The sequence below is a fragment of the Mediterranea massiliensis genome, assembly GCF_900128475.1.
Classification (GTDB): Bacteria; Bacteroidota; Bacteroidia; order Bacteroidales; family Bacteroidaceae; genus Bacteroides; species Bacteroides massiliensis_E.
In genome coordinates this window covers 457182-481704 of the sequence record NZ_LT635835.1, presented here as the reverse complement: position 1 = coordinate 481704, position 24523 = coordinate 457182, and the positions used below count along the sequence as shown (strand labels likewise).

Genomic DNA, 24523 nt, shown 5'->3' with positions numbered 1-24523 from the left:
TTTCTCTTTCTGACACACCCTCAGGATGTGATTGGAGTATATCAGCCCAGCACCTTCTTGAACCGCTCCAGGAAGAGGTCGGCCTCGTCCATGGACAGGCAGAGGGGCGGCAGGAGGCGGATGACGTTGGTGCCGCTCACGCCCGTGAAGACGTGCTGCTCCTTGAGCAGACGCAGGCGCAGGTCTTTGATAGGTTCTTCAAACTCCAGACCAATCATCAGTCCGCGGCCACGTACTTCCTTGATTTGTGGGAACTTCTTCAGTTCATCCAGCAGGTAAGAACCTACGCGGGCAGCGTTTTCAATCAGGTGTTCCTGCTCCATGACGTCGAGCACGGCCAGGGCGGCGGCGCAGGCCAGGTGGTTGCCACCGAAGGTAGTTCCCAGCTGTCCGTACACGGGAGTGAACATCGGGCTGATGAGTACGCCGGCCATGGGGAAGCCGTTGCCGATGCCCTTGGCCACCGTGATGAGGTCGGGGCGGATGCCCTGGTGCTGGTGGGCGAAGAACTTGCCGCTGCGTCCGTAGCCGCTCTGTATCTCGTCGAGGATGAACACGGTGCCCGTCTCCGTACAAGCCTGGCGGAGGGCGTGCATGAACTCGTCGGTGGGCAGCTGGATGCCGCCCACGCCTTGGATGCCTTCGATGATGACGGCGCAGACATCACCCTTGGCCAGCTCGGCCTGCATGGCGGCCGTGTCGTTGAGGGGTAGGTAGGTGACGTGTCCGCAGTCGTTGATGGGGGCGATGATCTTGGGGTTGTTGGTCACCTCGACGGCCAGCGACGTGCGTCCGTGGAAGGCCTTGGCGAAGGACACCACCCGTGTGCGTCCGTTGTGGAAGGAGGCCAGCTTGAGGGCGTTCTCGTTGGCTTCGGCACCGCTGTTGATGAGGAAGAGCGAGTAGTCTTCGTAGCCGCTGGCCTTGCCCAGGCGTTCGGCCACCTGCTGCTGCAGCTTGTTGATGACGGAGTTGGAGTAGAAGCCCAGGGTGGCTACCTGGTGGCTGATCATCTCCACGTAGTGCGGATGGGCGTGGCCGATGGAGATGACGGCATGGCCGCCGTAGAGGTCGAGGTACTCCGTTCCGTTCTCGTCCCACACGTGGCAGCCTTTCCCTTTGACGATGTTGATGTCGAACAAAGGATATACATCGAAAAGTTTCATGATCGTTCTGTTTTTGTAGGTTCTGTTTTCATCCTGTCATCCTGAACAGAATGTTGCGTGAATTCTTCATTCATTGTTCTTCATTCTTCATTAAAAAGCGCTTGGCTTCAGCCTCAGTCCTACCGTCTCTTCGAGGTTGAACATCAGGTTCATGTTGTGGACGGCCTGGCCGCTGGCACCCTTCAGCAGGTTGTCGATGCACGAGATGATGAGCAGCTTGTCGCCGTGCTTCTCCAGGTGGATGAGGCACTTGTTGGTGTTGACTACCTGCTTCAGGTCGATGTTCTTGTCGACGATGTGCGTGAAGGAGTCCTTGGCGTAGTATTCCTCGTACATGCGGCGGATTTCGTCGAGCCCCACCTTGGTCTTCACGACGATGGTGGCGAAGATGCCGCGCGGGAAGTCGCCGCGGTAGGGGATGAAGTCTATCTCCGAGTTGAAGCTGTTCTGGAGCTGGCGGAGCGACTGCTTGATTTCGGGCACGTGCTGGTGCTCGAAGGCCTTGTAGACACTCAGGTTGTTGTTGCGCCAGCTGAAGTGGCTCGTGGCACCCGGCTTGACGCCTGCGCCCGTGCTGCCCGTGATGGCGTTCACAATGATGTCGTTGTTCAGCATCAGGTTCTTGGCCAGGGGAAGCAGGCCCAGCTGGATGCAGGTGGCGAAGCAGCCGGGGTTGGCTACGTGCTTGGCCGTGCAGGTGGCGCGGCGGTTCAGCTCGGGAAGGCCGTAGATGAAGTCGTGGTCGTCGCTCTTGAGGCGGTAGTCCATCGAGAGGTCGATGATTTTCAGGTCTTCGGGCACGTTGTGGCTCTCCAGAAACTTGCGCGTGTCGCCATGGGCGGTGCAGAAGAAGAGCACGTCGATCTGGTCCAGCGGGAGCTGGTCGGTGAAGGTCAGGTCTGTCTCGCCATAGAGGCCTTCGTGTACGTCGGTTATCTTGTTGCCGGCGTTGCTCGAGCTGTTGACGAAGACGATTTCCGCCTCCGGGTGGTTCAAGAGCAGGCGGATGAGCTCGCCCGCCGTGTAGCCGGCGCCGCCTATGATTCCTACTTTAATCATAATCTTGTTTGAATTGAGAATGAGGAAGGAAGAATGAAGAATTTCTGTTCAGCGTGATGGCATAATTTAGATTCTTCATTCTTCCTTTTTAGTTCTTCATTTATTAAATATCTTTCAGTTCGTCCTTGTGCGTGGCATAGTAGGCGCGGAGCGGAGTGGAGAGCACCTTGATGAAGCCCTTGGTGTCTTCGGCCGTCCAGCCCTTCTGCATCTCGCCATATTCGCCGAACTTGTTCTTCACGAGGTCGTCCTTGCTCTCCACGCCGACGGTGTGGAAGCCCAGCGGACGGAGTTCGAGGATGGCGGTGCCATTCACGTTGCGCTGGCTTTCGGTCAGCATGGCCTCGATGTCGCGCATCACAGGCTCCAGGTACTGGCTTTCGTGGAGGAACATGCCATACCAGTTGGCTACCTGGTCCTTCCAGTACTGCTGCCATTTGCTCAGGGTGTATTTCTCGAGGAAGCGGTGTGCGCCGATAATCAGCATGGGGGCGGCGGCTTCGAAGCCCACGCGGCCCTTGATGCCGATGATGGTGTCGCCCACGTGCATGTCGCGTCCGATGCCATAGGCCGCACCGATTTCTTCAACCTTCTGGATGGCCTTGATGGGGTCGTCGAAGCGTTCGCCGTTCACGGCCTTCAGTTCACCCTTCTCGAAGGTGAGGCGCAGCTGCTCGGAGCCTTCCTTGGTGCAATGCTTCAGGTAGGCACTCTCTGGTAGACCCTGTGCCGAGTCGAGGATTTCACCTCCGCAAATGCTCGTGCCCCAGATGCCTACGTTATAGGAATATTTCAGTTTGGCAAAGTCGGCGGCAAAGCCGTGCTTGTTCAGGTAGTCGATTTCCTCCTGGCGGCTCAGGGCCATGTCGCGGGTCAGGGTGATGATTTCCACACCCGGCGCCATGACGAGGAAGGTCATGTCGAAGCGCACCTGGTCGTTGCCGGCGCCTGTCGAGCCGTGGGCGATGGCATCGGCGCCTATCTCGTTGGCGTAGCGGGCGATGGCCAGTGCCTGGAAGATACGCTCCGAGCTGACGGAGATGGGGTAGGTGCCGTTGCGCAGCACGTTGCCATAGACCATATACTTCAGGCTCTTGTCGTAGTATTCGTGCGTCACGTCGAGGGTGACATACTTCACGGCGCCCAGCTTGTAGGCGTTTTCTTCGTTGGTTTTCAGCTGCTCGGCGCTGAATCCGCCCGTGTTGGCACAGGCGGCATATACTTCATAACCTTTTTCCTTGGCCAGATACATCACGGTGAACGAAGTATCCAGTCCGCCGCTGAAAGCGACCACTACTTTTTTCTTCTTTGCTTCCATAATTATTGAATTAAGAATGAAGAATGAGGAATGAAGAATGAAGAATGTCTTGTCCGTTCTTCTTGTCCTCTCTTCTCCATTGCTGTTTTTTTTCTTGTTTGTTGTGTCTCTTTGTCGAATGAATCCTGCGTCCTGAAATTCTTCATTCCTCATTCTTCATTTTTCAGATTTTGTCGTCCTCGTGCAGGGCGGGGTCGTAGAGCATGGCGGTGCAGATGCAGAACTTGCGTTTCTTGGCCACGAGGATGTCGTGGTTGATGCAACCTTCACATCCTTTCCAGAAAGCCTCGTCGTCGGTCAGCTCGTTGAAGGTGACGGGCACATAACCCAGTTCGGTGTTCATCTTCATCACTGCCGCGCCGCTCGTCAGGCTGAATATCTTGGCCTTGGGCCAGCGGAGGCGTGCCAGGCGGAAGGAGGCCTGCTTGATTCGCTTGGCCAGTCCGATGCCCTGATATTTGGGGTGTACAATCAGACCCGAGGTGGCCACATACTGTTTGTTTCCCCAGCTTTCTATGTAGGTGAAGCCTGCAAACTCGTCGCCGCAGAGGGCGATGATGGCTTTTCCTTCTTTCATTTTGGTGGCAACGTATTCGTGCGTACGTTCGGCAATTCCTGTGCCGCGCTTCTTGGCGGCCTCCCTTATGGTGTCGAGAATTGTGTCCACGTAGACTTCGTGCGAGGCGTCTGCTACCATCACATCAATTTGTTTCGCGTCCATTTCTTTTTTTATATGTCGTTTTGTTAAATGTTCGGTATGATTTCGGAGAGGAAAGCGCGTACGTCGTCGTGCGAGGTCTTCTCGGCCAGCACCAGCATGATGGTGTCGTCGCCGGCGATGGTGCCGAGGATGTGCGGGCATTCGCGGTTGTCAATGTCGTAGGCGATGCTGCTGGCATAGCCGGGGCGGGTGCGGATGACGGCGATGTTGTGCGAGAACTGCAACGACACGAAGCCGTTGGACATGAGCATTTCGCTGGCGCTCTGCTGGTGGCTGTGGCGTTTGTAGAGGATGTCGTTGGGGAGCACGTACACATACTTTCCGTTCGTGTTGGCCGCTTTGGCTACCTTCAGCTGCTTCAGGTCGCGCGAGAGGGTGGCTTGTGTCAGTTCGAACCCTTCCTTTCCCAGGGCTTGGAGCAAATCTTCCTGCGAGCCGATTTCGTTGCTCGAGATAATCATCTTGATGGCGTCTAACCGATTGGCTTTCTTCTTCATCTTTTTGTATGTTTATTCTAACTCGGCGCAAAATTAGAGAATATATTTGAAAGAATATACATAAAATCGTATTTTCTTCGCTGTTTTTGCATATTTTGCTCATGAGGGATGCCGCTGTGGTGTTCTGTGGGAAGGCGCTGCGGACAGGCGGCGTGACACGGTGCTTCGTGACCCCTCGACACAGTGCTTCGTCAGGGTGTCAGGAAGTGCTTCGTGAGGGGGTGAGGAAGCACTTCGTCGGGACCTCACAAAGCACTGCGTGACGCAGCCTCGTTCCGAGCCTTCAGAGGCGGCCCTGGAGGGAATGGGTGAAAAAGAAATAAGCCGCTAAAAATTTAGCGGCTTATACTCTTGCGTGTCGGAATGAGGCGACTCGAACGCCCGACCCCTACGTCCCGAACGTAGTGCGCTACCAACTGCGCTACATTCCGATACTTCTTGAGGGGAAAGTGGTGTCACCAGGAATCGAACCGGGGACACAAGGATTTTCAGTCCTTTGCTCTACCAACTGAGCTATGACACCATTCAGCTTTCTTTCGATTGCGGGTGCAAAGGTAAGCCTTTTTTTTGATACCACAAATCTTTTTGCAGAAAATATATAAAAAAAGGTGTCTCCGCAGGGGGAGACACCTCCAGACTTTATCTGTTTTCCGATCAGTCGATGTTCGGGTTGATGCTGTGCCAGTCTTTGATGGCGGGCAGAACACCCATTTCGATCACCTCGTCGCGCAGCGTGCAGAGGTGCTTGTAGCTTTCCTGCAGCTTGGCTTCTTCTTCGGGAGTACCCTTCAGTTCTTTGTAGTGTACGCCGTCCTTGGTGATTTCAGTTTCCATAGCCATCATGATGTGGTCGAAGCCGTGGCTGTATACGTATGTACCTGCAGGCCAACGGAACGGTTTGCCACCCATAGCGGCAGCAATCATTTCGATGGAAACGTATGCCGGGCTCTGGAAAGAAGAGCGGCCGCGCAGAGCGATGATGTTGGCACCGCCTTTGGTAACCTTGGTCTGGATTTCGGCCCACTGTTCCTTGGTCAGCTCGGGTGTGCCGATGATGTCGAGCAACGGCTTGCCGTCAACCTTGGCAGTAGAGGCGTAAACGGCCATCTGCTCGCCGTGGCCGCCATATGTACGGCAGTTCTCGATCTTGTCGGGAGACATGTGGAAGTGCTTGGCCAGTTCGCTGCGCAGACGGGTGCTGTCCAGAGCGGCCAGTGTAGTAACCTGAGAAGGTTTCAAGCCAGAGTAGAGCAGTGTGATCAAGCCGGTGATGTCAGCCGGGTTGAAGATTACGACTACGTGCTTTACGTCGGGGCAGTAAGCCTTTACGTTCTTTCCGAATTCTTCGGCAATGGCAGCATTGCCTTTCAGCAAGTCTTCACGAGTCATGCCGGCCTTGCGGGCAGCACCACCTGAAGATACTACATATTTGGCACCGGTCAGGGCTTCCTTGATGTCGGAAGTGAAAGTGAGGTTCACTCCTTCGAAACCACAGTGGAACATTTCTTCGGCAACACCTTCCAAACCGGGAGCGTACGGATCGTACAAGCAGATGTTCGGAGTGAGGTGCATCATGATGGCTGTCTGGGCCATGTTCGAACCAATCATACCGGCTGCGCCGACGATTGTCAATTTTTCATTTGTCAGAAATTCCATAATTTTGTTATTTAAAGGTGAATAAACAAATTCTTTTTCCGATTTGCTCTGCAAAGATAGTGTTTTTCTCTCAGACTTGTTCATATAAAAAGTTATCTTTTGCTTGAAATGTGGTGTGTTATCCTTACCTTTGCCTAAAAAGATGTTTTATGGAGATAAATTTAGGTAAATACAATACATTGCGGGTGGTGAAGGAGGTCGATTTCGGCCTGTACCTCGACGGGGGAATTGAAGGTGAAATCCTGCTTCCCAAGCGCTATGTGAACCAGGGGTGCAAGCCGGGCGACGAGCTGGAAGTGTTCATCTACCTCGACCAGGAGGAGCGTCTGGTGGCCACCACGCAGAAGCCCCTGGCGCAGGTGGGCGAGTTTGCCTGCCTGGAGGTGTCGTGGGTCAACCAGTATGGAGCTTTCCTCAACTGGGGGCTGATGAAAGACCTGTTCGTGCCCTTCAGCGAGCAGAAGATGAAGATGCAGGTGGGCAGGAAGTACATCGTCCACGTGCATCTGGACGACGAGAGCTTCCGCATCGTGGCCTCGGCCAAGGTGGACCGCTACCTGTCGAAGGAGAAGGCCGACTACGTGCCCGGCCAGGAAGTGGAGGTGCTGGTGTGGCAGAAGACCGACCTGGGCTTCAAGGCCATCATAGGTAATAAGTATGGCGGCTTGCTCTACGAGAGCGAAATCTTCCAGCCCCTGCACGCGGGCATGAAGCTCAAGGCCTATGTGAAGCAGGTGCGCGAGGACGGCAAGATAGACCTCGCCCTGCAAAAGACGGGTCAGGCAGGTGTCGAGGACTTTGCTTCGGTCCTGTTGGAACACATCCGCAGCAACGGCGGGCATACGCCGCTCAACGACAAGAGTCCGGCCGACGAAATCTATGCCCTCTTCGGCGTGAGCAAGAAGGTGTTCAAGAAGGCGGTTGGCGACCTGTACAAGAAGCGCCTGGTGGTGCTGGACGACAAGGGCATCACGCTGGTTCGGTAAGCTACAGGCTTGCCGAGGATGATGGCTCCGCCTCTGTGGTGGGGGCGAAGGCATCCTTGGCAGGGCCGCGGAGCACTACCTTGGCGATGTCCACCCCTTCGGCCTGGGCCTCGCTGATGACACCCTTCACGACCAGCCGTCGGGCGATGAGGCGGAAATACCCTTCCTGGCTCTCCTTCAGCCGCCCGTCGGGGGTGAAGGAGTTCTTGAAGTGCTTCGGCTTGGGGATGATGGAGGCCAGGTAGATGGACTCCTCCAGCGTCAGTTCGGACGGGCGCTTGGCGAAGTAGAAGTCGGCCGCCTCGTGGATGCCATAGACGAGCGGCCCCCATTCGGCGATGTTCAGGTAGACTTCGTACATGCGTTCCTTCGACGTGAGCCGCTGGCGCTCGATGAGCCACACGATGAGCGCTTCCTCCAGCTTGCGGGCAATGTTCTTGTTGCGGTTCAGGAAGACGTTCTTCACCAGCTGCATGGAGATGGTGCTTCCGCCGCGGGCAAAGCGGCGCACCTTGAGGTCCTGTACCAGCGCCTCGCGCATGGCGTCGGGCAGGAAGCCCTGGTGGTAGAAGAAGCCTCCGTCCTCGCTTTGGAGGACGGCCGTCTGGAGGACGAGGGGAATCTGGCCCAGCGGGGTGAAGTGGTTCCACGAAGGCCCTACGGCAAAGGTGCGTACGGGCCGGCCGTCTTCGTAGGCGGTGTATTCAAACTCTGCGGCCATCTTGCTCAGGTTGGTGTGGCCGTAACTTTCGATGCGTACATTCTTTCCCTTCAATTCCGACTCCAGCTTCAGGCTGTCCAGGCGGGCAAAGTCTACGTCGAGCAGGAAGTGGTAGGACAGCTGCCCTCCGACGCGGATGCCCTCCAGGTTGTCGAACAGGCCGCGGGGCAACGAGGCGAAGAGGTCTTGGGCGGGAAACCAGGGCTTGTCTGTAGCGGCCGTCAGATGCCAGTAGCCGTCGTGTCGCCCCACCTTCAGGTAGGGGTGGAAGTCCAGGCGGTTGAAGCGCACGAGGCTGGTGCTGTCCAGCTCGATGGAGGCGGGGGCGATGTTCAGGTGGAACTCCATCCGCCCGTGGTCGAGGTTCACCTGCTCGGACGAGAGGCGGTGGTGGTAGACCTTCAGCCCGTTGACCTCTGTCTGCCCGATGAGGCGCGTCAGTTCCCGCCCGAGGCGTTGCTGCTCGAAGCTGCACGTCAGGCTGTCGAAGCTGACCTCCGCGCCCAGCTGCCGCTTGAGGTAGGGCAGGGTGATGTGGGGCGCGTGCAGGGTGGCGCTCAGCCGTCGGCCGGAGGGATTGATTTCGCCCTCGGCCTGCCAGTGCTGCGTGTGGTGGTCTTCATCGGCCACGATGTCCGTCTGGAAGCGGTGGTCGCGGATGTCGAAGCGGGGGATGCGGAGGCTGACGTAATTGTCGTCCTTCCGTTCGGTGATGTCCAGGCGGGTCAGCGTGCCGTTGCCCGGCAGGAGGCCGAAGGCAAGGTCGAGCAGCTCGTTGGTGCGGAGGGTATAGTCCGCTTCGCCTGCGGACGGGGCGGAAGCGCCGCTGGCGGGCGAGGGGAGGAAGAGGAAGTCGTAATTGGCCTCGGCGCCGCGCTTGACGAAGCGCACGGCCAGGCTGTCCAGCTGGAGGTGGCGCACCCGCACGTCGCCCTGCAGGAGCTTCCACAAGCTGAGCCTCACCTGGAGCGAGCCGAGGGTGAGGAGCGTGTCGCGTCCGTGGGGGACGACACTGAGCCCTTCGAGCGCCACTGTGTTGAAGCCCTCGAGCGTCAGGCGGCAGTAGCGGATGTCGAGTCCGTAGCGTTGGCCGGCGGCGTCGAGCCGTTGTCCGGCCACGTGGTTCAGCAGGGCGTTGCGGAAGAGGTAGCCTCCCGCCGCCAGTAGGAGCAGCAGGCCGGCGAGGCCTGCCGCCATGCGGAGAATGCACTGCTTTTTCATCTGTAAACCTATGCGTTAGCAGGTGCAAAGATACCAAATATTTTCTTTATTCGATGGGCACTCCCTTGTAGAAGTCCAAAATCTTCGTGCGGAACAGGTATTCGTACTTGGCCTGCAGCTCGTCGCTCTGGGCCTTCATCAGGTTCTGCTTGGCTTCGTTGAACTCCACGGCGTTGGCCTTGCCGTTCTCGTACTTCTGCGTCATCAGGCGGAAGGACTCCTCGCTGGCCAGGGTGGCGGCATGGCTGCTGGCGTACTTGCTCTCGGCGGCGGTGGCGTTGTACCAGGCCTGCTGGATTTCCTTGTAGAGTGTCTTCTTGGCGTTCTCCAGCTGGAGGGCGTAGTTTTCCTGCTGGAGGCGGGCGGTGCGCACGCGGTTGCGCGTGGCCAGGCGGTTGAAGAGGGGCACGCTGAGGCTGAGGCCCAGGTATTTGCTGAAGTTGTCGCCCATCTGCTGGCGGAAAGTGCGGTTGATGGTGGAGTAGTAGCTCGTGCCCAGGCTTCCGTTGAGGTTCAGTTGCGGGTAAAAGCCGCTCTGGGCGATGCGCACACTATGCTTGCTCCCCTCCAGGCGGTATTGCGCGGCCTGGATGGAGGCCTTGCTGGTGAGGGCCGTCTGGTAGATGTCGTCGGGCGGAGTGACGGGCGAGGGAGTGATGGCCGTGGAGGGCGACTCGAGCATGAAACCTTCGGGAGAGTCGAGCTCGATGAGCTGGCTTAGGGTGAGCAGGGACGGGCGGTAGTCGTTCTCCGTCTGCACGGCCGTCATGCGGTCTGGCGCCACGCGTGCCCTGGCATCGGCCACTTCGGCGCTCGAGGCCTTGCCCACGCCCGCCAGGCTTTCGATGCGCTGGCATTGCTGGAGGCTCAGCTCCACCTGCCCCAAGGCCACGTCGTGCAGCTCCTGGTTGAAGAGCACCTGCAGGTAGGCCGAGGCGATGTTGATGGAGATGTCGTCCTTGGCCTTCTGGAGGTCGGCGGTGGCGGCCTTCAGGTTCAGCTTGGCCAGGGAGTACTGGTGGGGCAGTTCGAGGCCAGTGAAGAGGGGGATGCTGGTGGAGAGCTGCATGTTGGTGCCGTTGCTGGCCGTGTTGACATAGACGGTGGAGTAGTCGCCTGTGGTCTCGTCGGGTACGGCCGTTTGCGTGCGTCCCCAGTTCCAGCTCTGGTTGGCGCTTCCGTTCAGGTTGGGCAGGCGGGCCCACTTGGCGGTGTTCACCTCGACGGCGCTCTGCTCGGCCGTGTTGGCGGCCTGGCGGATGTCGATGTTGTGTTCGATGGCATAGTCGATGCAGCGGCGCAACGACCACGTCTCTTGTGCCTGGAGGCCTGCGGAGAGGCAGGCCAGGAGGGCTATGGCGGATAATTTGTTCATAGGTCTGTGCGGGGTTGGGTTATTCTGTTTCTTGGTTCTTGGCATGGTTGCGTATCAGGTCCTTGTCGGTGATGCCCTTCTTGACGGCTATCTGGATGCCGTCGCTCATGCCCACTTCGATGGGCTGGCGGCGGAAGACTTGCTGGGGCACGCTGTCGGTTAGTACATAGACGAAGGTGCTGTCGTCCTTGAACTCCACGCATCCTTCGGGGATGGCGAGGGCCTGGCTGGCACGTTCGAGCACGATTTCGCCGTTGGCGGAGTAGCCCGAGCGGATGACTACCGTGTCGGGTACGCTGACGGCGGCCTTGATTTCAAACTGGTTGGCGCCGTTGTCTTCGGTCGACTTGGGGGCGATGTACTCCAGCTGGGCCTGGAAGGTGAGGTCCTGCAGGGCGCCGATGGTGATCTTGACGGGCATGCCCTCGCGGACACGTCCCACTTCGGTTTCGTCGATGTTGCCGCGGAAGATGAGGTCGTTCATGTCGGCCACGGTGGCGATGGTCGTACCGTCGTTGAAGGTGTTGCTCATGATGACCGAGTTGCCCACCTTGACAGGCACGTCGAGGATGAGGCCCTCGATGGTGGAGCGTATCAGGGTGCTCGAGAAGGAGGCGCTGTTCTGCGTGATGCCTTCCTTCACGATCTGCAGGTTGTCCTTGGCGGCCTGAAGCTCCTCGCGGGCCTGCTTCACGGTCACTTCGCCCTTCTCGTACTCTTCGGCGCTGATGAGCTTGTCGGCATAGAGCTTCTCGAGGCGGGCAAAGTCGGTTTCGGCCTGGCGCCCGTTGATTTCGGCCAGGCGTACGCGGCTCTCGGCGGCGTTGAGCGTACCCAGTTCGGGAATGACTTTCACCTTGGCTATCACTTCGCCCTTCTTCACCTTCTGGCCGGCTTCCTTGTAGACTTCTTCGATGATGCCCGATATCTGAGGCTTGATGAGGACTTCGTCTCTCGGCTCTATCTTGCCGGTGACGACGGTGGTCTTTTCCAGGTCGGCCACGGCGGGGCGGACGGTGTCGTAGAGGGTGACTTCGGGTTGGGACTTCTGGTACAGGAACACGAAGGTCCAGATGAAGATGCCGGCCACGATGACCAGCAACGCGATTTTCAGAATCTTTCTTGTTTTCATGTCGGATATGTTTTTTTGTTTTTATTTCTATAATAGGATGGAATAAATCGGAGGTGGAACAACTATTCGTCGCGTATCGCCTCTATCGGCTTGATGGCCATGGCACGATAGGCCGGCGCGAGGCCCGCCAGCACGCCGAGGGCGATGAGCAGCACGCAGGTGCCCACGGCCATGCCGAAGCTGACCTGATAGTGCGTCTCGACGACACCCTGCGGATTGGCCGCCGCCTCGAGCACCTGGAGCACCAGCACGGCCAGCGAAATACCCGCCATGCCTGCCACGGTAGTCAGCACCATGCTCTCGGAGAGTATCTGCTGGAGAATGTCGCGCGGACGGGCTCCGATGGCACGTCGGATGCCTATCTCGGTGGTGCGTTCGCGCACGGTGACCATCATGATGTTCGACACGCCGATGGCTCCTGCAAAGAGCGTGCCCAGCCCCACCATCCAGATGAGGATGTGTACGCCCGTCATCAGGGCATCCATCATGGAGAACATGGCTTCGACGTTGAGCATCATCACCGCCTGCTGGTCGTCGGGCGAGATGTAGTGGGCGGCCTTGACGGTCTGTTTCACCAGGTCTTCCACGTCGGCCACCTTCACGCCGGGCTTCATGGTGAAGCACACCAGCTGGACGGTGTTGCCCAGGTTGTACATCTTCTGCATCGTGGTGTAGGGCAGGGTGACGGCTTCAGAGGCCTCTCCCTGTATGTTGACGTTGCCTTCGGACGAGCACATGCCCACCACGCGGTAGTAGATGCTGTCCACCTGCACGTACTTGCCGCAGGGGTCGCCTCCCTTGGGGAAGAGGCTCTCGTAGACGCGCTTGCCGATGACGCACACCTTGCGCGCCTCGCGGATGTCCACGTCGTTGATGAAGCGTCCGTAGGCCATCTCCTGATGCTCTATCTGTTCGTAGTCGGGGTAGAGGCCCTTGACGCTGCAATCGTATTTGTTGCCTTCGTAGATGGCTGTCTTGCCCCATTGGGCCACCGAGGGGGTGGAAATCTCAATCTGGCTCAGTTTGCCGATGCGCTCCACGTCGGCCATTTCGAGGTCCCAGCTGCGCCCCTTGCGGAAGCCCTTGTAGGCCTCGCCCGTCTTTTGGGCGAAGAGGAAGCCCGAGTTGGTGGCGAAGCCTTCGAACTCCTTGCGCAGTTCCTGCTCCATGCCCTGTCCGCCTCCCATGAGGGCCACGAGCATGAAGATGCCCCAGAATACGCCGAAGGCCGTGAGCAGGCTTCGCGTCTTGTTGCGGGTGATGGTGACGAGGATTTCCTCGCAGGTATCTTTGTCTATTTTCATAATCTTTGATTTTCAATTCTCCATTTTCCATTCTCCATTAATCTGCCCTCAGCGCCTCGATAGGCTTGATTTTTGTGGCCTTGCGGGCAGGGAAGAACCCCGCCAGCGTGCCGGCTACGATGAGCGTCACTGTAGCCTGTATGGCGATGCGAAGGTCTACCGTCGGGTCGCTGAACATCTTGGCCTGGAACATGCTGGCATCCATCGTTTGGTTGCCGAAAGTGTTGTCCATCCACTCCGTCACGCCGATGCCCGCCACCATGCCGATGTAGCCGAAGAGGGTGGTGATGACGACGCTCTCCACGATGATGAGCCACAGGATGGAGGACGGCTTGGCGCCCAGCGCCTTGCGGATGCCGAACTCGTGGGTGCGCTCGCGCACGGTGATGAGCATGATGTTGGACACGCCCACGATGCCGCTCAGCAGCGTGAAGATGCCGATGACCCAGATGGCTGTGCGCAGGATGCCCATGGCGTTCATGGTGCGCAGGTAGCTGGTAAAGCGGTTCCATATCCAGATGGCGCCCGTGTCGTCGGGCGAGAAGCGGTGGTTGGCGCCGATGACGCGGCGATATTTCGCCTCAAAGGCCTCGTTGCTCTCGATGGAGGTCAGGCCGTCGGTGGTCAGGAGGATGTTGTTCAGCTTGTTGCCCTTGTGGTAGATGGTCTGCAGGGTGCTGAAGGGGATGTAGGCTTCGCTCGGCTCGCTGTTGCCCTGGTCATTGTAGAGGCCCACCACCTGATAGGCCACGCCGCCGGCGTTGACAAACTGCCCGATGGGGTCGGTGTGGGTCTTGCCGAAGAGGATGTCGGCCGACTTCTGGTGGAGGACGATGACCTTGCGCCGCTCCTTCAGGTCAATGTCGTTGATGAAGCGTCCCTGGGCTGTCTTCACGGCCTCGATTTCAATGTAGTTGGGGTGTACGCCCAGCAGGGAGAGGTTGACGTACTCCTTGCCGAAGCTGATGTTGAGGCTGCTCTGGCGCACGGTGGCGCCCACGCTGGTCACGTTGTCGGGGAATTGTGTCTCGGTGTCCGTCAGGTCGCGGTTGTCCAGCTCGATGCGGCGTCCTTCCTTCAGGCCGTCGTACGACTGGGTGGTCCAGCCGGGGAAGATGCGGATGGAGTTCAACGCCCGCTCGGACGAGTTCTGCTCGAAGGCATGGATGAGGCCGTTGCCCGCGCCCAGCAGCACGATGAGCATGAAGATGCCCCATGCCACGGCAAAGCCCGTCAGAAAGGTGCGCAGCTTGTTGCGCCGCAGGGTGCCGTATATTTCTTGCCAAAGGTCAATCATGAGAATTGAGAGTTGAGAATTGAAAATTGATAATTGATAATTGTGATAATTGTGATAATTGTGATAATTGTGATTTGTGATATGTGATAAGTGAATGGATAATGGGAATTTTCCATTCTCCATTTACTTCATGAACCCGCCGCGGCCGAAGGGCGAAGCGTCGTGGTTGAGGTTCTCTTCGATGGTGCCTATCACGCCGTCCTTGATGTGGATGATTTTGTCCGTCTGGTTGGCCACGCCGCTTTCGTGGGTCACAACGACGATGGTCATGCCCGTCTGGTGGAGGTCCTTCAGGATCTGCATCACTTCGACCGAGGTCTTGCTGTCGAGGGCGCCCGTGGGCTCGTCGGCCAGGATGATTTGCGGACGGGTGATGAGGGCGCGGGCGATGGCCACACGCTGCTTCTGTCCGCCGCTCATCTCGTTGGGCATGTGGTGGGCCCAGTCCTTCAGCCCCAGGCGGTCGAGGTACTCCAGCGCCAGGGCATTGCGCTTCTTGCGGCTGACGCCCTGGTAGAAGAGGGGCAGGGCCACGTTCTCTACCGCGTCCTTGAACGAGATGAGGTTGAACGACTGGAAGATGAAGCCTATCATGCGGTTGCGGTACTCGGCGGCGCGCGTCTCGCTCAGGTTTTTGATGAGGGTGCCGTTCAGGTAGTATTCGCCCGTGTCGTAGCTGTCCAGGATGCCCAGTATATTAAGTAAAGTGGACTTTCCCGACCCCGACGCGCCCATGATGGAGACGAACTCTCCGCGCTCGATGTCGAGGTTGATGCCTTTCAGAACGTGGAGCGGCGCTCCGTTGTAATAGGTCTTGTTGATGTCTTTTAGATGTATCACGACTTTCTTCGATTTATGCTTGTTTTCGCTATTAGACGCACGGGTCGGGTGAAAAGTTGCACGGCTGGGGAACTTTTTTTCGTTTTCTGCCAACGTGTGCGGGTGGAAGGCCGTTTTTTATGGAAAAAGATTTTGTCGTTTCGTTTTTCTTTGTCAATTTTGTAACCAACATAGTAATTATCCTTTAAACAAAGAAAAGAATATCATGAACTCAAACATGGAGAAACCCTATGTGGTAGGCATCGACATAGGTGGTACGAATACCGTTTTCGGTATTGTGGATGCGCGCGGTACGGTCATTGCAAGCGACTCGATCAAGACGGGCGCTTATACGGACGTGGAGACATACGTGGACGAGGTGTGCAAGAACCTCGTTCCCCTGCTCGAGGCAAACGGAGGCAGGGACAAGGTGAAGGGTATCGGTGTGGGTGCGCCCAACGGCAACTACTATACGGGTACCATTGAGTTTGCCCCCAATCTGCCCTGGAAGGGCGTCATCCCCCTGGCCGCCCTCTTCGAGGAGCGCCTGGGCATCCCGACGGCCCTGACCAACGACGCCAACGCGGCCGCCATCGGCGAGATGACCTACGGCGCGGCCCGTGGCATGAAGGACTTCATCATGATCACGCTGGGCACGGGCGTGGGCAGCGGCATCGTCATTAACGGGCAGCTGGTCTACGGCCACGACGGGTTTGCCGGCGAGCTGGGCCACGTCATCGTCCGCCGCGAGAATGGGCGTATGTGCGGCTGCGGCCGTAAGGGTTGCCTTGAAACCTATTGCTCGGCTACAGGCGTGGCACGCACGGCCCGTGAGTTCCTCACGGCCCGCACCGAGCCGAGCCTGCTCCGCTCCATTCCGGCCGAGAACATCACGTCGAAGGACGTGTACGACGCCGCCGTGAAGGGCGACAAGCTGGCGCAGGACATCTTCAACTTTACGGGCGAGATTCTGGGCGAGGCGCTGGCCGATGCCATTGCCTTTTCCAGCCCCGAGGCCATCATCCTCTTCGGCGGTCTGGCCAAGTCGGGCGACTACATCTTCAAGCCCATCCAGGCTTCCATCGACAAGAACGTGCTCAACATCTACAAGGGCAAGACCAAGCTGCTGATGTCCGAGCTGAAGGATGCTGACGCCGCCGTGCTGGGCGCCAGCGCGCTGGGCTGGGAGCTGAAGTAATAATAGCTATTGTATAAACTGAAAAGAGCTGGCACAGAGGAGGCGCGCGGAGGATTTCTGCCGCCGCACCTTTGTGTCAGTTCTTTTTATGCTGAAGCGCGAAGCCTTTTTTCAGAGAAAGGTCGGCTTGAACTCTATGTTCAACGCGCGGGCTATCTTCAGGAAGCTGGAAAGCTGCATGTCCGTCTCCCCCTTTTCCACACGTGCGATGTAGCTTCGTGCGGTTCCCGTCCGCTGGGCCAGTTCGCTCTGCGTCATTTTCAGCTCTTTGCGCCTGTCGCGCAGGATGACGCCGAAGTAGTGGGCGCGTGCCTTTTCTTCGAAGTCGTTCCGGCTCTCCGTGCCGGGTTTGCCATATTTCCCGTCGAGCAGTTCGTCGGCGGTGTGCAGGCGTGCCAGTTTCTGTTCATTCAAGTGTATCATCGCTCAATCCTCCTAAAATGTGCAAGGCTGTTTCTATCTGTTTCTTGTAATCCTTTGTAGACTTCTTCAAGAAAGCGTTCAGGACAAAAATTTTTGTTGCATTCAAGATGTTGTCATGGTCTATGGCGAACAGAATGGTTCTGTATTCATTTGTCGCGACCGAAACGCGCATTTCATATAATTCTGTATTCTCCAGACGCTTGACGAATTTCGTGGTGATGACGCGCTCCGTGCGGACGATGCTGAGCACATAGTCGAATTTTTCCTGGACTTTGGGCTGCAGCCGGTGATAGAAATCCCAAAACTCGTTCGAAAAATAGATGGTGCGGGTCATTCTCTGCTTCTTTTTTACACCGCAAAGGTAACGAATAAGATACAATTTTGCAATAGCGGGCATGAAAAACATGCGGCTTAGGGTGTGGCCGCCTTCGTTTTTTGCCATAAAAAAGGGAAGCCTCCTTCTGTGGAAGCTTCCCCTTTTTATCTCGTTCAGGCCTGCCGGCCTTGGCCTCAGGCGTTGGCTCTTTTCTCTTTGATACGAGCTTTCTTGCCGGTGAGGTTGCGCAGGTAGTACAGCTTGGCGCGGCGAACTTTACCAATCTTGTTCACCTCGATGCTGTCGATGGCCGGTGACTCGATGGGGAAGATACGCTCTACACCTACAGTACCCGACATCTTGCGTACGGTGAAGCGCTTCTTCTCACCGTGGCCGGAAATCTTGATAACAACGCCGCGATACAGCTGAACGCGTTCCTTGTTACCTTCTACGATACGATATGCTACGGTTACGGTGTCACCTGCCTTGAAGCTGGGGTGCTGCTTGCCGGTAGCAAATGCTTCTTCTGCAATTTTAATTAAATCCATTGTTCTAATTGGTTAAATTGTTATCGTTACTACGCAACATACCAGGCTTCTCTCTGTTTTTCCTGACAGCGATTGCGCGAAAGCGGTTGCAAAGGTGCGAATTATTTGTCGGATACACAAATGTTTGGCGCTCTTTTTTACTCTTTTTTTGCGAGCGCGAGCTGTATGCTTGCTTTTCCGAAGCGGGGCGTTCCTCCTCGCGAAGCCCCGTTTTCGGCCCGCGCGGGTGCTGCCGCCCCGATGCCGTTTCCGCTAATTGTGATTTGTGATTTGTGACGCGCTCCCGCAGCTGGAGGCGGTGAAAACGGTGTAAGGATATTTCTTTCTTAATGTCCGTATTTTTCAAACGCCTCTCTTGCAGGCGTTTCGAAGCGTCCGCTCCGCCGAAGCATCACAATTATCACAAATCACAAATCACAATTATCCAAAATCGGTTTTCGTCTCACTGGGGAAGAAAGTGTTAAATAATTTAATATTATATATTATATATAATATATAATATTAGTTTCTCACGCACTTTGCCGGAGGGTTGTTGAAATTTCATTTTCGGTAATTGTGATTTGTGATTTGTGATTTTTGTGACGGTCGGTTGGGAAGGTTTTTTTTCCGCATTTTTCGGAAGACGGAGGGCGGAGAACCCCCGCGAAAAAAAGTTGCCCGAAGGTGTGAAAAAATGCCCTTTTCGGGGCCTCCATTTTTGGTCGTTCCAAGGAAATTTGCTACATTTGTGTCGTCGAAACAACAAAACGGATAAACTGATGGAAAAGAACAAAACAGAAAAAATGGGATGGCTGTGGAGCCTGTCGCTGGTCGCTCTGGTGCTGCTGGCTTCCTGCCATACGAGATATGCCGTGACGGAAGTCGAGGCCCGGCGGGTGGCTATGGACACCGCCTGGGACGCCCGTCCCTGCGAAGAGGCGCTNGCGCGGCGCGCCGGGCCGCGTTCGTCCGCCAGTTCTGCGCCGAACATCCCAACACCCTCGTGCTCGACTGCGGCGACATCTCGCAGGGCACGCCCTACTACAACTTCTACAAGGGCGAGGTCGAAATCCGGCTGATGAACCTCATCGGCTACGACGCCATGACCATCGGCAACCATGAGTTCGACTTCGGCATGGATAACCTGGCCCGCCTCTTCCGCATGGCCCGCTTCCCCGTGGTCTGCTCCAACTACGACGTGACCGGCACGCCGCTCGAAGGGCTGGTGAAACCCTATGTGGTCATCGAACGCGGAGGCTTGCGCATCGGCCTTTTCGGCCTGGCTCCCCAACCCGAAGGACTGATACAGGCCGACAAGTGTCAGGGCGTGGTTTACAAAGACCCCATCCCCGTGGCGCAGCAGATGGCCGACCTCCTCCGCAACAAGGAGCATTGCGACGCCGTCATCTGCCTCTCGCACCTGGGCATCCGCGGCATCGACCCCGCCTCCGCCTCCGACGAGAAGCTGGTAGCCGCCACCTCGGGCATCGACGCCATCCTGGGCGGACACTCGCACACCTTCATGAAGGAACCGGCCTTCTACTCCAACGCCAAGGGACAGAAAACGCCGGTGTTCCACACAGGGCGCAACGGCGTCTACGTGGGTGAATGGAAACTGACCCTGACCCCAACGAAAAAGAACTGACAAGGAGGAACGCACGATGAGAAACACGACTTGGAAACGCATCGGCCTCATGGCCGTCCTGACACTGCTCTTCTTTGTCCGTCCCAGCACCGACGCCAGTGCCCGGCGGATGTCGCCCGTCTCCCCCTCGCAGGGCGACCCCTCTTTCCTCTACGCCCTCCAGGACGATGAGCGCTGCCGCCAGTGGGTGGACTCCGTCATGCATACCCTGAGCCTGAAGGAGCGCGTCGGCCAGCTCTTCGTCTACACCATCGCCCCCACGCAGACGAAGGCCAACGTGGAGCTGCTCCGCAAGGTCGTGAAGCACTACAAGGTGGGCGGCCTGCTCTTCTCGGCCGGAAGCGTGCCCGGCCAGGTGGCCCTCACCAACCTGGCCCAGGAATGGGCCGACGTTCCCCTGATGATTACGCTGGACGGCGAGTGGGGCCTGGCCATGCGCCTGAAGGACACGCCCGAGTTTCCGCGCAACATGGTGCTGGGTTGCGTCCGCAACGACAGCCTGCTCTACGAATACGGACGCGAGGTGGCCCGCGAATGTCGCGAGATGGGCATCCACGTCAACTTTGCCCCCGTGGCCGACGTCAATATCAACCCCGACAATCCCGTCATCAACAGCCGCTCCTTCGGCGAAGACCCCGCCGAGGTGGCCCGCAAGGTGGTGGCCTATGCCCGCGGCCTCGAGGACGGAGGCGTCTTGTCCGTGGGCAAGCATTTCCCCGGCCATGGCGACACGAACGTCGACTCGCACAAGGCCCTGCCCACCCTGCGCTTCACGCGCCAGCGGCTCGACAGCGTGGAGCTCTATCCCTTCCGCCGCATGATAGAGGCGGGGCTGAACGGCATCATGGTGGGCCATCTGGCCGTGCCCGAAATCGAGGGCGCCGAGAACGTGCCCGCCTCCCTGTCGCGCCGCGTCGCCCACGACCTGCTGGCCGGCGAGCTGGGCTTCAAGGGACTGGTCTTTACCGACGCGCTGGCCATGAAGGGCGTGCAGGGCGAAGGCTCGGTGTGCCTCCGTGCCCTGCAGGCGGGCAACGACCTGCTGCTGGTGCCCCGCCGCATCAAGGAAGAGGTCGAGGCGGTGGTCCATGCCGTGCGCCACGGCCAGCTCTCGCGCGAGGATATCGACCGCCGCTGCCGCAAAGTGCTGACCTACAAATACGCCCTCGGCCTGCGTAGCAAGCCCTACGTCCGTCTTTCGGGCCTCACCACCCGTCTGAACACCCCCTACGTCCGCGACCTGGTGTCCCGCCTGAAACTGGCCGCCATCACAGTGCTCGACAACAAGAATGAAACCCTCCCCTTGGACCCCACGCTCAAGGACGTGGCAGTGCTCGAGGTAGGCGGAGGGACCGACCTGACCCCGCTCATGCAGGAATTGTCCATCTTTGTCGACCCCGTCAAGTTCGATGTAGCCAGGGGGATGGACGCCACCCGTCAGGCCGCCCTGAAGAAGAAGCTGGCAGGCTACCGGCGCATCGTGGTGTGTGTCACGGACGAGCAGTGGGCCGACTATCAGAGCTTCTTTGAGGGAGGATTGCCCGACGGCGTCCCCGTCGTTTACGCCCTCTTCGTGCAGGGCCACAAGCTCGACGAAAAGCTCCGGCACGACCTGGCGCAGGCTTCTGCCGTCGTGCTGGCCCATTCGACGGATGAGGACGTCCAGCGCCGCACGGTCGACATCCTCTATGGTTCGGCCGATGCCGACGGCCGCCTCTCGGCCAGTATCGGAAACCTCTATGCCGCAGGCAGCGGCCTTCAGATGAGCCGGAAGAGCCTCCGCCATTACAACCCCGACGAGCATGGCATGAGTTCGCGCATCCTTGCCCAGATAGACGACATCGCGGAAGAAGGCATCCGCAAGGGAGCGTTCCCCGGCTGCCAGGTCGTGGTTTGGAAAGACGGGCGCGAGATGTACAACAAGGCCTTCGGTACCCTTGCCGGCGGAGGGGGCCGTGCCGTCCGCCCCACGGACGTCTACGACCTGGCCTCGCTGACCAAGACCATCGCCACGCTGCTGGCCGTGATGAAGCTCTACGATGAGGGGCGGCTCAGCCTGTCCGACTATGCTTCCGACTACCTTCCCTTCCTCAAGGGCACGGACAAGGAGCACATCACCCTCAACGACCTGCTCCTGCACGAGTCGGGCCTTCCCTCGACCCTTCTGTTCTATCAGGATGCCATCGACAAGGACAGCTATACAGGCCCCTTGTTCAAGAGCCGTGCCGACCGCCAGCACACCGTCCGCGTGGGGCGCGACACGTGGGCCAATCCCCGCTTCCGCTTCCGTTCGGGGCTCACTTCCGCCGTCCGGACCGATTCCTGCACCCTGCAGGTGGCCGACAGCCTCTGGCTGGCCGCCTCGTTCAAGGACGAGATGATGCGCAAGATAGCTTCGGCCCGTCTGCGCGACAAGCGCTACCGCTACAGCTGCGTGGGCTTCATCCTCTTGCAGCAGGTGGTTGAGGCTTGTGCCGGCATACCGCTGGACGAGTTTGTCGACCGCGAATTCTATCGCCCGATGGGCTTGACCCATACCGGTTTCCGCCCGCTCCGCTTCCTGTCGAAGGCCGACATTGTTCCTTCGTCGGTCGACGACTTCCTGCGCAAGGACACCCTGCGGGGCTTTGTGCACGATGAGTCGGCAGCTTTTCTGGGTGGAGTGTCGGGCAATGCCGGCCTCTTCTCCAACGCGTCGGAGGTAGCCCGCATCTATCAGATGCTGCTCAATGGAGGCACGTGGGACGGCCGCCGCTACCTGAGCGAGGAGACGTGCCGCCTCTTCACCACGCAGACCTCCCGCCTCAGCCGTCGGGGGCTGGGCTTCGACAAGCCCGATGTGAAGCATCCGAAGAGCAATCCGTGTTGCGACTCCGCTCCCGCCTCAGTGTATGGCCATACAGGCTTTACAGGCACCTGTGCCTGGGTAGACCCCGACAACGGCCTTGTCTATGTATTCTTGAGCAACCGCATCTATTCCCATGTCTGGAATGGCCTTCTGATGGAGCTCGATGTCCGCGGACGCATTCAGGAGACTCTGTACAGGGCGTTGAAGGACAAGAAATAGGATAAAAAGAAAAACCGCTGATAACGATGGTGTTATCAGCGGTTTCTGTTGGTTTTCGAGTGATCCGCTTGGGGCTCGAACCCAAGACCCCAACATTAAAAGTGTTGTGCTCTACCTGCTGAGCTAGCGAATCAAACCTTATTGTGCCGTTAAGCGGGTGCAAAGATACGGCTTTTTGTTGAACGAACAAACTTTTGGCCGCTATTTTTCTTCTGAGGGGTCAGAAACTTCGGCAGACGTCGGGGTGTCCGAGGTCGTTTCGTCCCGCCTGATCGGTTCTTTGTTGATGATGAACCGCTGGTAATAGGACAGCATCAGGGTGGTCAGCGGCAAGGCGATGATCATGCCCAGCATGCCCATCAGCGATCCCCATACCGAGAGCGACAGGAGGATGATGGCGGGGTTGAGGCCCGTAATCTTGCCCATGACGCGCGGCACGATGAAGCCGTCTTGAATGGCCTGCACGATGGCAAACACAGCCAGGGCCGCGGCCAGAATGAGCCAGAAGTTGCCTCCCGTGTCGGCTGCCTTCAGAATGGCCAGCACCACCGTCGGAATGAAGCCGATAATCTGCAGGTAGGGCACCAGGTTGAGAACGCCGATGAACAGGCCCAGGCCGATGGCCAGCGGAAAGTCGATGATGAGAAATCCGATGCTGAACAGAATGCCCACACACAGGGCCACAAAGGCCTGTCCGCGAAAGTAGCGGTTCATGCCGTCCTTCACGTCGTTCATGATGCCTGTCACGAACGAACGGTATTTCACGGGGAGCAGGCGGGGCCAGCCGTCGGCAATGCTCTCATAGTCGAGCAGGATGAAGACAATGTAGAGCAGGATGATGAAGACGGTGAAGATGCCGTAGAGCAGGTTGATGGACTCTGTGACTAGCGACCACAAGGGTGGCATGGCTTCCTGCAGGGCATCGAGCAGGCTCTTTTCCTGAAAGAGGTTTTGTAGGAATTGCGGGTCGATGTTGTCCCTCAGAAACTCGGACAGGGTGTGGGGGACGTTGCTTCCGTAGCTGCTGTTGGTGAAGTACTCGATCAGCAGGTCCTTGACCCGTCCGAATTCTTGGATCATGGGCGGCACCAGCAGGTAGAAGGCCGCCGTGCCGATGCCGGCCAGGGTCAGCAGGGCGCAGAAGATGGAGACGACCCTGCTCTTGAGCTTCAGGCGGTACTGGAAGAAGGTTACCAGCGGGTAGATCAGGTAGGCGATGAGCCAGGCGATGAAGAAGGGCAGGAGCACTCCGCTCAGCCTTTTGATGAGGATGAGCGCTCCGATGACGATGCCGCCGATGATGACACCGCGGATAAAGCTGTCGAAGGTGATTTTCTTGCGTTCCATAGTGTCCGTAGGATATGGGGATTAGTCTGTTGCATGCTTGTCTTCCTCGATGGCCTTCAGGTAGCACGTGCGGCACAGGGGTTCGTATTGGGCCGTTTCGCCCAGCAGGACTTGCTTGTCGTTCTTCACCGTGCGGTGCGAGAAGGTGGCCAGCTCTCCGCATTTCACGCAGATGGCATGTACCTTGGACACCTCGTCGGCGATGGCGCACAAGCCTGGCATCGGGCCGAAGGGTGTGCCGCGAAAGTCCATGTCGAGCCCTGCGATGATGACGCGTACGCCGTTGTTGGCCAGCTGGTTGCATACGTCAATCAGCCCGTTGTCGAAGAATTGGGCTTCGTCAATGCCCACTACGTCGATTTCCGACGTGAAGAGCAGGATGCTGGCCGAAGAGTCGATGGGAGTGGACGAAATGGAATTGCTGTCGTGCGACACCACCTCGGCCTCCGAATAGCGCGTGTCGATGGCAGGCTTGAAGATTTCGACCCGCTGGCGGGCGAACTTGGCGCGCTTCAGCCGTCGGATGAGTTCCTCTGTCTTGCCCGAAAACATGGAGCCGCAGATGACTTCAATCCGCCCCCTCCGCCTGGTTTCCTGTATGTGGTCTTCCGAAAATACGTTCATGCTTGATAGAAGGATTATATTTCGCACAAAAGTAATCATTTTGTCGGCTTCCCAACGTTTTTTCATTATTTATTTCTACATTTGCGGCGTTAACAGGTGTAAGA

The 24523-nt window shown here is 57.9% G+C and carries 21 protein-coding genes, 3 tRNA genes and 1 pseudogene; 4 read left to right on the top strand and 21 right to left on the bottom strand.

Annotation, left to right across the window (positions count from 1 at the left end; all coding sequences use genetic code 11):
- Positions 1-41: 41 nt before the first annotated feature.
- The 8 genes from BQ7483_RS04455 to BQ7483_RS04420 all read right to left on the bottom strand — a co-directional run bounded on the left by BQ7483_RS04455 (position 42) and on the right by BQ7483_RS04420 (position 6417).
- Complete coding sequence (locus BQ7483_RS04455; protein WP_072544926.1) at positions 42-1166, bottom strand: aspartate aminotransferase family protein; 1125 nt, start codon at positions 1164-1166, stop codon at positions 42-44.
- Positions 1167-1256: 90 nt separating this feature from the next.
- On the bottom strand, positions 1257-2225 hold the full coding sequence (argC, locus tag BQ7483_RS04450; protein WP_072544925.1) for an N-acetyl-gamma-glutamyl-phosphate reductase: 969 nt from the start codon (positions 2223-2225) through the stop codon (positions 1257-1259).
- 103 nt (positions 2226-2328) lie between these two features.
- Complete coding sequence (locus BQ7483_RS04445) at positions 2329-3543, bottom strand: argininosuccinate synthase (RefSeq protein ID WP_072544924.1); 1215 nt, start codon at positions 3541-3543, stop codon at positions 2329-2331.
- A gap of 163 nt (positions 3544-3706) precedes the next feature.
- Positions 3707-4264: a GNAT family N-acetyltransferase gene (locus tag BQ7483_RS04440; RefSeq protein WP_072544923.1), complete on the bottom strand. Its 558-nt coding sequence runs from the start codon at positions 4262-4264 to the stop codon at positions 3707-3709.
- Between the two features lie 23 nt (positions 4265-4287).
- Positions 4288-4761, bottom strand: coding sequence for an arginine repressor (gene argR / locus BQ7483_RS04435; protein ID WP_022021408.1), 474 nt, complete (start codon positions 4759-4761; stop codon positions 4288-4290).
- Between the two features lie 358 nt (positions 4762-5119).
- Positions 5120-5192: transfer RNA gene (locus BQ7483_RS04430), tRNA-Pro, on the bottom strand.
- Positions 5193-5211: 19 nt separating this feature from the next.
- Positions 5212-5284: transfer RNA gene (locus tag BQ7483_RS04425), tRNA-Phe, on the bottom strand.
- A 131-nt stretch (positions 5285-5415) separates the two neighbouring features.
- Positions 5416-6417, bottom strand: a complete 1002-nt coding sequence (locus tag BQ7483_RS04420; RefSeq protein ID WP_072544922.1) for a malate dehydrogenase — start codon at positions 6415-6417, stop codon at positions 5416-5418.
- 149 nt (positions 6418-6566) lie between these two features.
- Here BQ7483_RS04420 and BQ7483_RS04415 point away from each other — a divergent pair, with 149 nt between their 5' ends.
- Entirely contained in the window at positions 6567-7403 is an 837-nt protein-coding gene (locus BQ7483_RS04415) for a CvfB family protein (protein ID WP_072544921.1), read from the top strand.
- 1 nt (position 7404) lies between these two features.
- Here the strand turns inward: BQ7483_RS04415 and BQ7483_RS04410 are convergent, their stop codons facing one another.
- From BQ7483_RS04410 to BQ7483_RS04385, 6 genes are all read right to left on the bottom strand, one after another.
- A complete protein-coding gene (locus BQ7483_RS04410; protein ID WP_072544920.1) occupies positions 7405-9345 on the bottom strand; it encodes a biosynthetic peptidoglycan transglycosylase in 1941 nt (646 codons plus the stop codon).
- 46 nt (positions 9346-9391) lie between these two features.
- Complete coding sequence (locus tag BQ7483_RS04405; RefSeq protein WP_072544919.1) at positions 9392-10720, bottom strand: TolC family protein; 1329 nt, start codon at positions 10718-10720, stop codon at positions 9392-9394.
- Between the two features lie 19 nt (positions 10721-10739).
- Complete coding sequence (locus BQ7483_RS04400; protein ID WP_072544918.1) at positions 10740-11852, bottom strand: efflux RND transporter periplasmic adaptor subunit; 1113 nt, start codon at positions 11850-11852, stop codon at positions 10740-10742.
- 62 nt (positions 11853-11914) lie between these two features.
- Complete coding sequence (locus BQ7483_RS04395; RefSeq protein WP_072544917.1) at positions 11915-13156, bottom strand: ABC transporter permease; 1242 nt, start codon at positions 13154-13156, stop codon at positions 11915-11917.
- Positions 13157-13193: 37 nt separating this feature from the next.
- Positions 13194-14453 carry an ABC transporter permease gene (locus BQ7483_RS04390; RefSeq protein WP_072544916.1) on the bottom strand — a complete coding sequence of 420 codons (1260 nt, stop codon included), beginning with the start codon at positions 14451-14453 and terminating at the stop codon, positions 13194-13196.
- Positions 14454-14576: 123 nt separating this feature from the next.
- Complete coding sequence (locus BQ7483_RS04385; protein WP_022021416.1) at positions 14577-15293, bottom strand: ABC transporter ATP-binding protein; 717 nt, start codon at positions 15291-15293, stop codon at positions 14577-14579.
- A 205-nt stretch (positions 15294-15498) separates the two neighbouring features.
- Between BQ7483_RS04385 and BQ7483_RS04380 the strand changes: the two genes are divergently transcribed.
- Entirely contained in the window at positions 15499-16470 is a 972-nt protein-coding gene (locus tag BQ7483_RS04380) for an ROK family protein (protein ID WP_072544915.1), read from the top strand.
- Between the two features lie 111 nt (positions 16471-16581).
- Here BQ7483_RS04380 and BQ7483_RS04375 read toward each other — a convergent pair whose 3' ends face one another.
- The 4 genes from BQ7483_RS04375 to BQ7483_RS04360 form a co-directional block, all read right to left on the bottom strand.
- Positions 16582-16893, bottom strand: coding sequence for a helix-turn-helix domain-containing protein (locus tag BQ7483_RS04375; RefSeq protein WP_072544914.1), 312 nt, complete (start codon positions 16891-16893; stop codon positions 16582-16584).
- Positions 16877-17227 carry a type II toxin-antitoxin system RelE/ParE family toxin gene (locus BQ7483_RS04370; RefSeq protein ID WP_072544913.1) on the bottom strand — a complete coding sequence of 117 codons (351 nt, stop codon included), beginning with the start codon at positions 17225-17227 and terminating at the stop codon, positions 16877-16879. The genes BQ7483_RS04375 and BQ7483_RS04370 overlap by 17 nt, the downstream gene beginning before the upstream one ends.
- Before the next feature lie 176 nt (positions 17228-17403).
- Complete coding sequence (gene rplS, locus BQ7483_RS04365) at positions 17404-17757, bottom strand: 50S ribosomal protein L19 (RefSeq protein ID WP_021846403.1); 354 nt, start codon at positions 17755-17757, stop codon at positions 17404-17406.
- 4 nt (positions 17758-17761) lie between these two features.
- A complete protein-coding gene (locus tag BQ7483_RS04360) occupies positions 17762-18103 on the bottom strand; it encodes a hypothetical protein (protein ID WP_072544912.1) in 342 nt (113 codons plus the stop codon).
- A gap of 585 nt (positions 18104-18688) precedes the next feature.
- Here BQ7483_RS04360 and BQ7483_RS04355 point away from each other — a divergent pair.
- Positions 18689-19381, top strand: a pseudogene (locus BQ7483_RS04355) (bifunctional metallophosphatase/5'-nucleotidase); the annotation flags it as partial.
- Between the two features lie 16 nt (positions 19382-19397).
- Positions 19398-22448 (top strand): serine hydrolase domain-containing protein, encoded by a 3051-nt coding sequence (locus BQ7483_RS04350; protein ID WP_072544911.1) that lies wholly within the window; start codon positions 19398-19400, stop codon positions 22446-22448.
- Positions 22449-22508: 60 nt separating this feature from the next.
- Here the strand turns inward: BQ7483_RS04350 and BQ7483_RS04345 are convergent.
- The 3 genes from BQ7483_RS04345 to BQ7483_RS04335 all read right to left on the bottom strand — a co-directional run bounded on the left by BQ7483_RS04345 (position 22509) and on the right by BQ7483_RS04335 (position 24419).
- Positions 22509-22581: transfer RNA gene (locus BQ7483_RS04345), tRNA-Lys, on the bottom strand.
- A 68-nt stretch (positions 22582-22649) separates the two neighbouring features.
- Positions 22650-23795 carry an AI-2E family transporter gene (locus BQ7483_RS04340; RefSeq protein ID WP_072544910.1) on the bottom strand — a complete coding sequence of 382 codons (1146 nt, stop codon included), beginning with the start codon at positions 23793-23795 and terminating at the stop codon, positions 22650-22652.
- Positions 23796-23816: 21 nt separating this feature from the next.
- Positions 23817-24419: a thymidine kinase gene (locus BQ7483_RS04335; protein ID WP_022021884.1), complete on the bottom strand. Its 603-nt coding sequence runs from the start codon at positions 24417-24419 to the stop codon at positions 23817-23819.
- Positions 24420-24523 lie beyond the last annotated feature (104 nt).

Bases quoted from the DNA above. Each gene is read 5' to 3' on its own strand.
- BQ7483_RS04350 (WP_072544911.1), top strand. From the start codon at position 19,398: ATGAGAAACACGACTTGGAAACGCATCGGCCTCATGGCCGTCCTGACA.
- BQ7483_RS04375 (WP_072544914.1), bottom strand. From the start codon at position 16,893: ATGATACACTTGAATGAACAGAAACTGGCACGCCTGCACACCGCCGAC.
- BQ7483_RS04415 (WP_072544921.1), top strand. From the start codon at position 6,567: ATGGAGATAAATTTAGGTAAATACAATACATTGCGGGTGGTGAAGGAG.
- BQ7483_RS04440 (WP_072544923.1), bottom strand. From the start codon at position 4,264: ATGGACGCGAAACAAATTGATGTGATGGTAGCAGACGCCTCGCACGAA.
- BQ7483_RS04395 (WP_072544917.1), bottom strand. From the start codon at position 13,156: ATGAAAATAGACAAAGATACCTGCGAGGAAATCCTCGTCACCATCACC.
- BQ7483_RS04455 (WP_072544926.1), bottom strand. From the start codon at position 1,166: ATGAAACTTTTCGATGTATATCCTTTGTTCGACATCAACATCGTCAAA.
- argR (WP_022021408.1), bottom strand. From the start codon at position 4,761: ATGAAGAAGAAAGCCAATCGGTTAGACGCCATCAAGATGATTATCTCG.
- BQ7483_RS04340 (WP_072544910.1), bottom strand. From the start codon at position 23,795: ATGGAACGCAAGAAAATCACCTTCGACAGCTTTATCCGCGGTGTCATC.
- BQ7483_RS04390 (WP_072544916.1), bottom strand. From the start codon at position 14,453: ATGATTGACCTTTGGCAAGAAATATACGGCACCCTGCGGCGCAACAAG.
- BQ7483_RS04410 (WP_072544920.1), bottom strand. From the start codon at position 9,345: ATGAAAAAGCAGTGCATTCTCCGCATGGCGGCAGGCCTCGCCGGCCTG.
- argC (WP_072544925.1), bottom strand. From the start codon at position 2,225: ATGATTAAAGTAGGAATCATAGGCGGCGCCGGCTACACGGCGGGCGAG.
- BQ7483_RS04370 (WP_072544913.1), bottom strand. From the start codon at position 17,227: ATGACCCGCACCATCTATTTTTCGAACGAGTTTTGGGATTTCTATCAC.
- BQ7483_RS04380 (WP_072544915.1), top strand. From the start codon at position 15,499: ATGAACTCAAACATGGAGAAACCCTATGTGGTAGGCATCGACATAGGT.
- BQ7483_RS04335 (WP_022021884.1), bottom strand. From the start codon at position 24,419: ATGAACGTATTTTCGGAAGACCACATACAGGAAACCAGGCGGAGGGGG.
- BQ7483_RS04445 (WP_072544924.1), bottom strand. From the start codon at position 3,543: ATGGAAGCAAAGAAGAAAAAAGTAGTGGTCGCTTTCAGCGGCGGACTG.
- rplS (WP_021846403.1), bottom strand. From the start codon at position 17,757: ATGGATTTAATTAAAATTGCAGAAGAAGCATTTGCTACCGGCAAGCAG.
- BQ7483_RS04400 (WP_072544918.1), bottom strand. From the start codon at position 11,852: ATGAAAACAAGAAAGATTCTGAAAATCGCGTTGCTGGTCATCGTGGCC.
- BQ7483_RS04420 (WP_072544922.1), bottom strand. From the start codon at position 6,417: ATGGAATTTCTGACAAATGAAAAATTGACAATCGTCGGCGCAGCCGGT.
- BQ7483_RS04405 (WP_072544919.1), bottom strand. From the start codon at position 10,720: ATGAACAAATTATCCGCCATAGCCCTCCTGGCCTGCCTCTCCGCAGGC.